General features: G+C 57.0%; 7 protein-coding genes, 1 tRNA gene and 1 riboswitch. Of the genes, 2 read left to right on the top strand and 6 right to left on the bottom strand.

The window, feature by feature from the left end; all coding sequences use genetic code 11:
• Both WA354_RS08930 and WA354_RS08925 read left to right on the top strand, forming a co-directional pair.
• Positions 1-208, top strand: a 208-nt coding sequence (locus tag WA354_RS08930) for a hypothetical protein (RefSeq protein WP_472812658.1), incomplete at its 5' end; no start/stop codon positions are given.
• Complete coding sequence (locus WA354_RS08925; RefSeq protein WP_472812657.1) at positions 205-627, top strand: type II toxin-antitoxin system VapC family toxin; 423 nt, start codon at positions 205-207, stop codon at positions 625-627. The genes WA354_RS08930 and WA354_RS08925, both read left to right, overlap by 4 nt.
• Positions 628-773: 146 nt before the next feature.
• Here the strand turns inward: WA354_RS08925 and WA354_RS08920 are convergent, their stop codons facing one another.
• From WA354_RS08920 to WA354_RS08895, 6 genes are all read right to left on the bottom strand, one after another.
• Complete coding sequence (locus WA354_RS08920) at positions 774-1,004, bottom strand: hypothetical protein (protein ID WP_472812656.1); 231 nt, start codon at positions 1,002-1,004, stop codon at positions 774-776.
• A 292-nt stretch (positions 1,005-1,296) separates the two neighbouring features.
• The gene (locus WA354_RS08915; protein WP_472812655.1) at positions 1,297-5,451 is read right to left on the bottom strand and encodes a carboxypeptidase-like regulatory domain-containing protein; all 4,155 of its coding nucleotides are present in this window, start codon (positions 5,449-5,451) and stop codon (positions 1,297-1,299) included.
• A 375-nt stretch (positions 5,452-5,826) separates the two neighbouring features.
• Positions 5,827-8,325, bottom strand: coding sequence for a TonB-dependent receptor (locus tag WA354_RS08910; RefSeq protein ID WP_472812654.1), 2,499 nt, complete (start codon positions 8,323-8,325; stop codon positions 5,827-5,829).
• A gap of 30 nt (positions 8,326-8,355) precedes the next feature.
• A riboswitch (cobalamin riboswitch) is annotated at positions 8,356-8,656 on the bottom strand.
• A gap of 107 nt (positions 8,657-8,763) precedes the next feature.
• Entirely contained in the window at positions 8,764-11,442 is a 2,679-nt protein-coding gene (locus tag WA354_RS08905) for an ADOP family duplicated permease (RefSeq protein WP_472812653.1), read from the bottom strand.
• A complete protein-coding gene (locus tag WA354_RS08900) occupies positions 11,439-11,798 on the bottom strand; it encodes a PadR family transcriptional regulator (RefSeq protein ID WP_472812652.1) in 360 nt (119 codons plus the stop codon). Before WA354_RS08900 ends, WA354_RS08905 begins: the two co-directional genes overlap by 4 nt.
• Before the next feature lie 137 nt (positions 11,799-11,935).
• A tRNA-Arg gene (locus tag WA354_RS08895) sits at positions 11,936-12,012 on the bottom strand.
• Positions 12,013-13,041 lie beyond the last annotated feature (1,029 nt).

Genomic DNA, 13,041 nt, shown 5'->3' with positions numbered 1-13,041 from the left:
CTCCAAAGCGGCACCTGCAACTGAACAGATTCCTGCTAAGTACGGATATCTCATCGACTGGTATAGACAGTGGAGTGAAAACGGTTCTGCACCCAGCAGCAATTGGGAAGATGATCCTCTCATCCGTCTCATTGGCTCTGGAAAGGACATTTGGTCTGATGAGCACGCTGACGACTACGTTGAGAACCTGCGGAGGGAGGACATTTGAGCAAAGTCTTCTTTGACACAAACCTGTTCATCTACATGTTCGAGGGCGTTGAACCGAACCGTACGCGCATGCTTGAAATACGCAAACGAATGCTGGAGAGAGGTGATCGCATCGTGACTTCGTCGATGACCCTTGGAGAAGTTCTTGTCAAGCCGACGAAACTCGGTCAGACATCCTTGATCGAACAGTATGACCGCGCAATCCGTTCTTCTGCTCAGATCATCAACTTCGACACCTCCGTTGCATGGCGTTACGCTTCGCTTCGCGCGACGCACACGCTTCGCAACGCTGACGCCATCCAGTTGGCATGTGCAGCTCATTTTGGCGTTGATTTATTTATCACGAATGACAAACACCTTCACAAGCTCGACGTGCCCGGCATAGGTTTCATTGCTCCTCTTGAGAAGGTCCCTTTATAGCGAATTGGATCGGTCGAGCCCTTCCCGATCGTTTTCACGACAAATCAAAAGGCCTCCAGCTTCGGCTGGGGGCCTTTTGGTTTCACGATCCTCGACTGCAATAGGCGATCCTGGCGACCAGGGTCGCCATTTCGCGAGCCCAATTCTCAGGCGATCTGGCGACGGACTTCGTTGATCGGCGTCGGAACACTTACCGGAGCCGCCTTGGTCCTCGCCGGCTGAAGCCATCCTGCCAAAAGCCATTTCTCAGGGACCAGGAACTCAGAAAAGCCGCAATCCAGACAGATGTGGACATCGGGCTGTGGGGACATGGGCGGGTGGCTCATCGTGCGGGGAGCGTTGCGATAGAGCCGAATCTCAGCAGGAACCGTGGACAAGGCTCCTGACTTGCACTTGGGACAAACCATTGGACACCCCAGAATTTATTTGACCTGTGGAAAAACCAACTTTAACCCCGAGTCCGCACAAAGAACAACAAAAAAGGTGCAAGTACCCTTACTTTTGGACTGTTCGCTTTAGGTCTGAAGCTCAATCCTTAATCCCGCCGTTCGGCCGACAGTGAAACCGGCCGCGATGGCGCGCCCGATGCACTCTCGTCTTCTGGTTGGTACGCCAGACAGAAAATCGGGAGCCCGAAGGCTCCCGATTAGCGTTCCTGCCGGGCATCCGCTAGAAGATGACATGGAAGCCCATGGTGAATGCGCGGGAACCGCCGATCGTTCCCGTCACCGAACCCCAGTTGGCAGCGTTGTTGGGGCAGGTGGGTGGGTTCGTACCCGCAATTGTCAGGGCTTCAAGAGTGCAAGTACCCTGTTGTTGCTGGAGCGATAGCGTCAGTGGAAGCTGCGTGGTTTTACCTGAACCAGTTGAGAAGGGCACCTGATCCAGGTTGGCCAATGCCGACTGTTGGTCCGCCGGACTATTCGAGGTCACAACCTGACCGTAACCCAGATAACTACGGTATTGGTTGCAATTGTTCTCACCCCCATAAGCGCTGATCGCAGTCGCCGAGCATCCGTTGTTCTGGCGAATTTGCGCCTGGTTCTGCGGGACGTCAAGACTGGTTGTGTTGGTCAGGTTAAAGACGTTGAGTTCATACTGCGCTCTGATTTTTTCCGTGATCTTGAACCCCTTGCGGTACGACAGATCGAGGCGCTTCTGACCTCCCTGGCGGAAGATATTGCGCTGTCCCGTATTGAATGCCGTTTGGTAGACATCCGACGGATCGTCACCCGTTGAAACCGGGATACCGTTCGTGCCGGGCGCCAGGTAGGTGATGGCAATCTGCGAAGGGTCAAGTGCTGGAATGTAGTTGGCCTCTGCTCCCCCGGTGCGGAAAGAGCCTTTGTTGCCCGTCATCGCGGTTTTCGGATGCTTCGGATCCTTGATGCCCAGAACCGGGTTCATCAGGGTCGGGAAGTTTCCGAAGTTGATGCTGCCCACCGCGCCATAAAACTCATAGAGTGAATACGGCTCACCGCTTTGCAAGGTCCCAATTCCGGTAAAGTGCCAGTCGTTGAAAATGTAGGAAGCAAAGTTGCTGGTCTTCACCATATTCGGTATATCGACCTGGAAGTTGGCGACAAACACCTGCGTACGGTCAAAGTCGGAAGAGGCCCAGGAGTCGCGCAGATTCTTGGGGTTGTTGCCGGTGAAAAACAGGCCAATGTCGCTCTGTTCATCGAGGGCATGGCCGTATGTGTAGCTGCCGCCGATCTGGAAATGATGCGACAGCCGCTTCTCTACGTGCGCTTCCAGTGCATCGTAGGCCGAGTTACCAACTGTCTTGAAGTCCGCGGCATTGGGACTAAACCCGACATACGGTGCCCTGAAGTCCGTGTTGCCCGCGTCGAACGTGTTCCATGGTTCAACCGCAATCGGGCAGTAATCGTATCCGCAGTCCTCCGAGTTCTGGTTCAAGACGTCCATGCCATACGACGCCGTCTCGCCCCAGATCGGATTCGTCGGAGTTGCGATGCCGGGCTCATTGATCGGAATCGGAATCACAGCATGGCGACCACGGTTGCCCGTGTATCCAATCGAGACTGCCACCGTATTCGTCGGCTGCCATTGCACATTCAGGGTGTAGTTGATTGTGTAAGGCAGAACGTTATTCTTGTCGTAAATGCCAAAGTTCAGTGGCGTGGTGCAGAGGAAGTATCCTTCCTGACTTTGCCAGCCGCTGCAGTTTTTACCAAATTGAGCGAAATACCCGCTGGGCGATCCGGTCATCTGGTTCAGCTGGGCCTGCAGAGCCTGGCCAACCACACCTGGGTCTGAACTTGGCGGCGTGTAGAAGCCACCCTGTGCTGGAGTACTGAAAGCCAGGTCTCCCAAAGGATTTCCCAGAGTCAGACTTCCGCTAGACGAATTCGATTGTGCGAGACTGACCAAGGGGGAGGATTCAGTTACACCAAAGGGGCCACCGATGGAACTGCCTGCCGGTTGGGAGAGATAGGTGAACAGTTCGCCGCGGTCGTAGTACAAACCGCCGCCGCCACTGATTACCAGTTTGTTGTTCATGGCCTTGGGAGACCAGGCAAAGCCGACGCGAGGCGAGAAGCCCCACTGGCGCCCTTCCAGGGTTGACGCCGAAACGCCCTTACTCGGGTTCTGCTTGTTGTTGCCGGCGATGACGAATCCGGAATTAACTACGTTGAATCCCGTTGTCGAGGTACCGGTCACGTCGTATAACGCGGGATCGAAGTTGAACATGTCGCCGTACTTTTCCGTCATGCCGCCGTGGTAGTCATAGCGAACCCCGGCCGTGATGCTGAGGTTGCTCAGAAGCTGCCACTTGTCCTGCACATAGCCGTTGAATTCATTGGTGCGGTAGTACCGATTGGCATTGTTGCGGTTCGTGGTTGTATCGATACTTTGGAGAACACTCGCGCTTTTTACGGTCCCCTGAAGGAAATTGTCAAAACCACTTACCGTGAGCTGGGCATGACCTGTGCGGTTATTGGTGATATTCAGCTGCGTGTAACTATATCCGCCACCTGCGACAATGGTGTGCTTGCCCGTCGTAAAGATGAGGTTCGTTGAGGGGTTCACACGGTTCTGATAGTAGCCCATGTTTACAAAAGCGCCGGGTACGCCGGCCGGGCCCACGTAGAGATTCGGCGAAGACTGGTCAAAGTAGCCGAAGTTGTTGATCTGCAAACCGGGCAAAACATTTGGGGTCAGGCCAGTTGTCTGCTCGCCTGAGACGCCCATGTTGCCCCCCGGAACCGTCTGCTGATAGTTGCTGAACGAACCCATGCGGACAAATCCAAGGCGCTGTTCCCAGTTCAACCGCGGGCTGATAGAGATTGTGTTATCAAGCGAAAAAACCTGCGAACCGTTGTGCTGCGTAACCGGGAAGCCGGGCGCTTGCGAGAAACCGAAGGGACGAGTAACCGGCGCGTTCTGATAGAAGTACTTCGCCGAAATGCGATCTTTCTGGGTGGCATCGTAGTCGAGCGCAACATTGGCCTGATCAGAATTCAACCGTGCGGTTCCAATCAGGAACACATTCGGCACGCCATATTCGTAGGGTGCGCTGGACTGGGCCGAGGGAATCATGTAGTCGCCATTCGGCAGTTTGGCGTTCAACAGTGTGGATGCAATCGGATCGATGGGGACGTTCCCCTTCCCTCCCCATGAAAGATCGGCAGCTTCAAGCCCAGCGGAGCTGCGGTCATCGGTCAGGCCGCTGGGAACCGTCATTGTCGACAATCCCGTAGCATTATCTTCATTTACGCGGAGCTGGTAAGCCGCGAAAAAGAAGAGCTTGTTCTTGATTATTGGACCGCCTGCCGTGATACCCGTGCTCCAGCGGCGAAGCCAGGGGTTGACCATCGATCGCGGGAAGACCCCGATTCCCTGCTGGGTCAGTTGATACGCCTGATTAAAGAAGAAGGGCGAGGCGTTCATCATATTGTTGGCATAGGAGCCGTAGAGCTGGCCGTGCCAGTCATTGGTGCCGGTGCTGGTGCTGACGTCGATCTGCGCGCCGCTGGTGGCGCCCTGCTGCGCATCGTACATGGAGACATTCACACGCAGCTCCTGCGTGAACTCTGGCGGAGGAGAGGGCAGGCTGTTGCCGTTTGAGCCATACACCGATGTACCGACAGAGAACGATCCGCCGACAGTGGGAGCACTGCCGATATTGAAGTTGTAACGCTGCGAGTTTGCGCCTGAGGAACTCTTGCCATTGAACAGGTTGGTCGAGTCGACTCCATTCACCTGGAAGGTGTTGGACGTATCGCGCTGGCCATTCGCCCAGATGGGTTGATTACCCAATCCCGAGTTGGAATCCAAATTCGATAGCAGTTCAGCATTCACGCCCGGAGACAGCACCGCGACTTGTGTAAAGCTGCCCGTCGCCAGCGGCGTCATGTCGATCTGCGCGCTATCGAGCGTGTAGCCGTTGGTCGCATCCGTTGCATTCAGCAGTGGAGTTGCGGTGACCTCAATCGACTCGGAGACCTGCCCGACCTTCAATGTCGAATTGAGGGTGGTCGCGCGGGCTTCCTGAACTGCAATTCCCTTGTACTGCGTTGTCTCGAACCCTGCGTGGCTGACTTTTACCGAATAGGTGCCGATGGGCAGGTTGAACACCTGGTAAAACCCGGTGCTTGAAGTGGTGGTGATGGTTGAGTAATTGATCGCCGAATTTGTGACGGCGACGGTTGCGCCCGGCACTGCGGCTCCCGACGAATCAACGACTGTTCCATTCAGTGATCCCAAGGTCTGCTGGCCCAGTCCATGCGGTGAACAAATAAGGACAGTCAAACACAACAAACCATACTGAGCGGCACTCCTCCAGAAAGGTCGATTCATATGCTCCTCACGGCGAAAGTTGTTTTCGCTTCTTCAGTTTTGGGGATAGCGGCACTACGGATTCCGCTACGGGCCCGTTCTCGGAATTGCCTGGCGAGTTGGAATTATGAGTGAGAGGAAGATCAGATTAGGAATAGTTTGTGACAGGTGCCCCGGTTTTCCCAAGAGAAATTCTCATGACAACCGAGTATTCAAGACCTCTCCTGTGGAAAAGGGCGTCAAGAACCTGATGCAATTCTGCCTTCAGATCTGAAAGAGCGCAGGTCGGCGCAAAAGGGGTCCCGTGCCCCAAATCGCCTGAGAGGATGGCTTTTAGCCTCTGATGAATGCACCGACCATTGTGCACCGCATGGAAACGAGCCGGAGCGCGCCACCTTATTTTTGCGCCGAAGGCACAACGTTCGCCTTCTCCCTGCCCCACTGCAGCTTCAACCCCAGACGCACGCTTGTCGGCAGGCTCACGTAGCCTATCGGAGCAATGTGCTGGTTGTTGGTCAGATTCTCGACCTGCCCGTACACGCCGAGCCAGTCCCGAAGGCGAAAACTGCCGCCCAGGTCGACCTTCGCGTACCCGTGGTCGAGGTTGCGATTCGGCAGCAGAAGGCTGTTGCCTCCATTGATGTCGAAACCACCCAGAAAGTCCGAATCGTCTGACCGGCTCACGAAAGCCGAATTCAAAAGCAGCGTCGCCCTGCCCTGCGAATAGCTGGCCGTGAAAAATCCAGTGTGCGGAGGCCGCCGGAACGGCCGAGCTCCCACCAGCGGCGAATCAGGCCCAACCGGAATGCCGTCATAGGTCGGAACCGGCCCCAGCAGTTCCACGTCGTCATTGGTATACGACCGCTGAATCACAGAATCCAGATAGGTGTACCCGCCGCGCAGAAAGATGTACCGGCCGATCCCGCTCTCCACCGTGGCTTCGACTCCCATCGCGCGGTAGGCCTGGGTGTTCAGCGTCAGCTCATACGCTCCGTCCGCCTGCAGTTGCTGGGCAAGCTGCTGCTGCTGCTCCGGCGTCAAGTTCGGCAACAGCTCCGGTATCAAATTCAGCCCCACGTACTCGATTTGCTTTCCGAACTCATTGTGGAAGAAGCTCGTCCTGAACATCAGGCGCTCGCTGAAGAACGCCTGCTCCAGCCCGCCTTCATACGTCCGCGCGGTCGGCGCGCTGATCGGCGAAATATGCATCTGCTGAATCGTCGCCGGGCCATCCGGAGGGTTCTGCTCAAGAAAGCTATAGAGCGAGTAAAGCTGGTCTGGCCCCGAAGGCTCGCGCACCGCATCGCCGAAGTTGAACATCACACGCGTCCCGCTCAGCACTCCGTTGCGCGGCCGAAACACGTATAACGAGAAGGCAGCGCGCGGCGTCGTCTGAACGCCGAAAAGCGAGTAGTGCTCCAAGTCCCCGCCAAGGGTATAGAAGAGACGGTTCTTGAAATCGCCGTGCACCGCTGCGCGGTAGTCATAATTCGTGCGATTGATCTCGCCGGTGTAGCGCTCGTTTTCATATCCAAACCCTATTTGCGCCGTCAGGTGGGGCGTAAACGCGTAATCGCCCTGGTACACCAACGCATCGCGGTTTGAGAAGAGCTGGTACCCCTGCGGATACGTTCCCGCAAAATCCATCAGCGCTCGACCGGTTACCGAGTAGCCATTCGCTCCGGTAATCGTCACCAGGTCTCCAAAGCTGTTGCCATAGGCGTCGAAGATTCCCGAGCCTGTCTGTTCCCACAGGTTGTACTGCTCCCGCTTGCGCGTCGCGCCGTACCGCACCATGTTGTGAAAATCTGCGGTGGTCTGGTTGTCGATTGACGCGCCGATGTAAAGGTCCTGGTCTTTCTCCGTCGCGCTGTTCGCCAGGTGATAAAACTCCCACGTTCCCGGCACGCCCGTCCCATCGACCCCGTAGTACAGCGTGCCGCGAATCTGTGTCGACCCGGTCGGCGCGAAACCCACATTCGCCACCGCAGTTCCCACGTGGTATTCGTCGTTCGGCAGGTCGTTCGCAGTCTGCTGCCAGCTGTAGGCGCCCAGGTAATCAAGCTTCCCGAACGTGCCGGCCGCCTCCAGTTCTTCCCGTGAGCTCTCGAAATTTCCCCAGTCTCCGTGAAAAATCAGCGAGGGAAAGCTCGTGGTTCCATGAGCGGTTGTCGCGCTGACCACGCTGCTCTCGGCGCCTGCTCCGTAGAGGTTCGAGTTCGGCCCGCGATAGATCTCGCTCCGTTCCATTCCCGTGGTCGAAAGCGGCCCGAAGTCGAATCGCCCACCCATGTCAGTGGCATTCACGCCATTCATCTGCACCAGGTTCCCGTCAGAATCGCCCCCGCGCACAAATAAAGAACTCTGTGCACCCCGCTGGCCTGACTGCGTCACAAACGTTCCGGGCATCAGCCTTAGCAAGCTCACCATGTCCTGGGCTAGCTCCAGTTCCGTCGGGCCAATCACGCTGGTCGCCGCGCCGGTCTGCGGTTGTGGCGTCGGCGTTCCAGTCGCCGTGACTACGATCGACTCGTGCACCCACTCGGGCTCCAGCACGATATTCCGCTCAATGCTGTCGAGCTGTCCCGCATAGAAACCCGGCGTCTCCAGTTGGCGAAACTTGGTGGCCGAAACCACAAGGAAGAACCGGCCGCGCTGACCGGTCATAATCTGAAAACTTCCATCCGCCCCGGAGACTGCCGACCCCACAACCGATCCATTGGAGACCAGATCCACCGTTGCGCCGCTGATCCGCGCGCCAGACGCATCTGCGACCACCCCGCGAATCGACGCAGCGTGCCCCGCAATCGCAAAGACGCAAAACAGGGCGGTGACCCACGCACCGCGAGCAAGAAGACGACCGGAAAATAAGCGATGAACCGTACGAAATGACATGATGGCTCCTCCGTTCCCCTCGGAACGCAAGCTGGTTGAGCGCACAGGACCGGTCTCCTGACTTGCGCCTCGCCGGATCCCCCAACGACGGATCTTCGTCATTGGGGTGGCATACAGCCACCTTCCCGGAGCCATGCTGCGCCGTGGCGCAGGGCTGCTCCAGTGGTTTTTTCAGGGCCCTCGCCAAACGCGGCAAGAGGACTCTGGCTGGTTTCCTCGTTCGACGAAAGCCGAACAGGGGGCGCTCACAGTTGCGGGGCAGTGGCGGACTTTCACCGCCTTCCCGAGCATCCTGACGATTGCGGTTATAGCCTCGCTCGCTCGAAATTGAGCGGAGAGGTAGTCATGAAATGAGTTTCAATGACATGAACATTTATAAAGGCCGACCCGCATGAAGTCAAAACCGCCTGTTCAAATTCCGGCGGTTGAATGGGTGCCCTAATCGTTGCGAAGAGCGCTCATCGGACTGACGCGAGAAGCCCGGCGTGCAGGAACATATCCGGCTATGAGTGCGACTGTAAGCAGCGCGGCCACCATAGCCAGAAACGTTCGCACATCCCAGGGCGACGTTGAAAACAGAAGGGACGCAATCGGACGAGCGACAACCAGCGATGCCACCGTGCCCAGAGCGATGCCGGCCAGAGTCAGGCGCAAAGTACCGGTCATCACATCTCGAAGCACCCGGCCGGCAGTCGCGCCAAGGGCCATGCGCACCCCGATCTCCTGTGTCTTCTGGGTAACGGAATAAGAGATGACACCGTAGATTCCCAGCGCTGCCAAAAGCACTCCAAGCCCCGCAAAGATAGTGACAAGAAGAACAAAGAACCTGCGCGGCGACACTGCATGGTCCACCAGCATCTGCAGTGGTCTGAACTCCGCCGCCGGCTGGCCCGGATTAAGCGAACGAAGAGTCGTAAGGACGCTCGAAGCCAGGGACTCCGGCGAGACTCGACTGCGGACAACGAGCGTAGCGCCCTCCGCATCCGCATTTTGGGTCATGGGAACGTAAATTTCAGGGCTTGAGACCGCTTCAAGACTGCTCTCGCGTACGTCTGAGATCACGCCGATCACGCGCACTGGATTCTTCTCGATCCCTTCTGCCATTTTCCCGATCGGGTTTTGCCCTGGCCATTCGCGGCGCGCTGCCGCCTCATTGATGATGACCACATGCTGGCTCGCCGGGGTATCTGTCCAGTTGAAGTCGCGGCCGGCGCGGATACGCATGCCCAGCGTCGGAATGTAGCCCGGGGTGACAACATAAACAAAAGCCTGGGTATCCCGGTCCTTTGAAGAAGTACCCAGAGCCGCGATCCCCCAGGTCCGATTCCGATCCAATGGAAGCATGTCCGAAATACCCGCGGAATCGACGCCCGGCAATGCTGACACACGTCGCAGCATCTCCTGCAGAATGGGTCCCCGGTTCTCCAGTTTGCCGCCATCGTCGTAATCCACTTGCATTGAGGCGGCGTGGCTCGGTTCAAACCCAAGATCGACATCGAGGACGCGCAGAAAACTCCGCAGCAGAAGTCCCGCCCCCACCAGCAGAATGCATGCCAGTGCAATCTCCGAGACGACCAGCGTGGCGCGGAAACGTTCGTGACTCCGGCCCGCTGCCATGCCGTTTCCATTGTCTTTAAGCGCAGTCTGCAGATCGGCGCCCGAAAGTTTGAACGCAGGCGCCAGTCCGAAAAGAATGCCCGCAGTCAGCGCAATCAGCAGCGTCCAGCCCAGTGCCGCGCTGTCCAGACGAATCGTGGTCAGCAGCGGCAACGTAATCGACGCCTGATGCGCGAGATAAAACACAATCGCAGCCGCGAGGCAAAGTCCCAGCGCGGCCCCGGCGATGGAGAGCACCATGCTCTCGGTAAGCAACTGGCGAATGACGCGGCTGCGACTTGCACCCAGGGCGCGGCGCATGGCGAGTTCTTTACTGCGCGTCGCAGCGCGGCTCAATTGCAGGTTCGACAGATTTACACAGACGATGAGAAGGATCATCCCCACCGCAGACCATAAAACCACGAGCGAACGGCGAAGTTGTCCGCTCACGTGATCTTTCAATGTCGTCAAGTCGGATGCGTAATCTTCATACCAGTCCGGATGGACAACTTTGAGGTGCGGAAAGAGGCGATCAGCTTCGTCCTGCGCCTGCGCCACACTTACTCCGGGTTTCAGTCGGCCTACAACGGCGAGGGTGTTTCCCCACGTACGCCAGAAATCCATAACGGCCGGGACAAAAACATCCACCTTCATCCCCGGAGCAAAGACCGCTCCGAAGTCAAAGCTAGCCGGAAGAACACCAACCACGGTCACCGACTTTCCGTTCACGATGACATCTTTGCCCACAATGGCGGGGTCGGCGGCAAACTGATTCTTCCAGAAGTAGTAGCTGAGCATAACCGCGGCTCGTCCACCTTTCTGGCACTCTTCCCTGGTGAAGTCACGTCCCAATGCGGGTCGAACACCGAGCGTGGAGAGAAAGTTTTCCGCAATCTCGACGGCCACCAGTTGCTGAGGCTCTCCCCTTCCCGTCAGCTTGTATTGAATCGAACTATAGAAAGTCTGATAGCTGGTCACAGCGTGAAATGACTGCGTGTTGCGCTTGAATTCCTCGTAAGCGTCAACGGTATAGGTCTGTGCCGAGAGTCCTGCGGACGCACGGATCTTGGTCGCAAGCGATTTACCTCCCGTGAACCAGACGAGTCTCTGCGAGTCGGGAAAGGGCAACGGACGCAGCAGCAGCGTATTCACAACACTGAAGACGGCTGCATTCACCCCGATACCCAGGGCCAGCACAAGAATCGCGATCGCGGCGAACCCCGAGTTTTTGCGGAAGCTGCGCAGGGTGTGGCGGATGTCGCGACCAAACTCATTGCGGTAGTCGCTGAAGCGCTTCCGGCGTTCCATCTTCTCTCCCAGCCTTTCTCCGACCTGCTGCACCGCGCGGACATCTCCAAACTGCCGCTCTGCCTCTCGCCGCGCTTCGTCCCGCGACCATCCCCGGTTAACCAGATCCTCAGTCTTGGCCTCCAGATGGAAACGCAACTCATCGGTGACATCGGCTGCGGGATCGGGCCCGAGAAGGCGGGAGTAGCGTCGCCAAAGGGGAATCTTCCTCATGCAGGATCTCCCGGTGAGTCCAGGCGCGTTGCACCCAGCACCTTGCCCACGGCCGCCGCATATGCATCCCAATTCCGGGCCTCATGCTGCAGCTGTCGCCGACCCGCGGTGGTGAGCCGGTAGTACTTGGCTTTACGATTGTTCTCCGAAAGCCCCCACTCGGCTTCGATCAGTTCCCTGCTCTCCAGCCGCCAAAGCGCCGGATAGAGCGTCCCCTCTTCCACCAGCAAAACCTCGTCGCTAAGCCGGCGAATGAAGTCAGTAATTGCATAGCCATGCAGCGGTCCCCAGATGAGCGACTTGAGGATCAATACGTCCAACGTTCCGCGAAACAGATCGAGCCGGGCCTTCTCCATCAACTCCCCTGTGGTTTCATAGGGAGATTACCGCGACTTCCCTAGAAACACAAGGGGAATGTGTTTGCAGTTATAGACTCTCTCGCCCCTGACTGGCGGAGCAGCGGCTATGAGGTGAGTTTCAGCGAAGGGAAAGCTGGTGACCCCGGGCTGATTCGAACAGCCGACCTGCGGTTTAGGAAACCGATGCTCTATCCATCTGAGCTACGGGGCCACATCTCTGAAGAGAGGCCTGTGAACAGGTTAGCATCAGCGCGTAACCTCATTCGAATGCCGGTAATGTCATGAGAGCGGCTGTTTTGAGGACATCACCGGAGCACAAACGAGATCAGGTACGCGAGGAATTGGTAAAAACGGTCACTCAACGTTGTAAACGAGCGTATCGGACGCTGGGGTACCGTCGATCCGCCACCGCGATGCTCTACCTTGATAACCGGGTTCGATGGAGTGTGAGTCAATGTTTGCGCCAAACTCATATTGGCTGGTTAACAAGACGGTGCTGCTCAACAAAAGTTCTCACAATTCTTTGCAAAAGGGTTTACGTTGCACGTTACAGAAGCGCTGTGCATCGTGATTGTGCGGCCCTGCCGAACATGCCCCCAGGAGCGGCTAGGTGAGAAAAGGGAAAGCCCGCCGATTAGCGGGCTTTTTTCGAAAGGACATCATGAAGCAAACACTTCACAACCGTCAGGTAGCGTCGTAAGACGCACTCAAAGGCCTAAGACAAACACTTGCTCTATCCAAAGGTTAGGTCCGATTCCCGGAAAACCAATACATCCTTGGACCTATGCCTGTTGCACTCTTAGGGGACCTCGATGATCCAGTGGTAGATACCTCTCCGGGTACTAAAGCGTCATGTCATTCAAGGCGCATGGAAAGCTCGGCGGCTCATGGAGTTATGCGACAAACATTCGACGATCCGTGAACTTACCCTGAAACACAGCTGTCACGCACTCCCCTGGCCCGTTTCGGCAAGCGATCGTTTCGCCCTCCCCACCTGCTACCATGTCATTCGAGGTACGATTCCTCTCGCGCCGGAACTGAATTCCGCGGAATCCAGCCGGCGATGTTTTTGCGTCAGATTCGTCTTACATCACAGAATTTGCACGGCATCCCAGGCAGAACGTGGCAATCTCCGTCTTCCCCATTGCGGCCGCCCGCGGCCTCTTATTTCTAGTGTTGATTCCCGCGCTTCCGGTCACGCGTGCGCTGTACGCTGCACCAGAAACGCCCCCGCCTCAGC

Source organism: Occallatibacter sp. (assembly GCF_049802275.1).
Taxonomy (GTDB): Bacteria; Acidobacteriota; Terriglobia; order Terriglobales; family Acidobacteriaceae; genus Telmatobacter.
The sequence above is the reverse complement of the archived record's forward strand: the minus strand, read 5'-3'. Positions and strand labels throughout refer to the sequence as shown.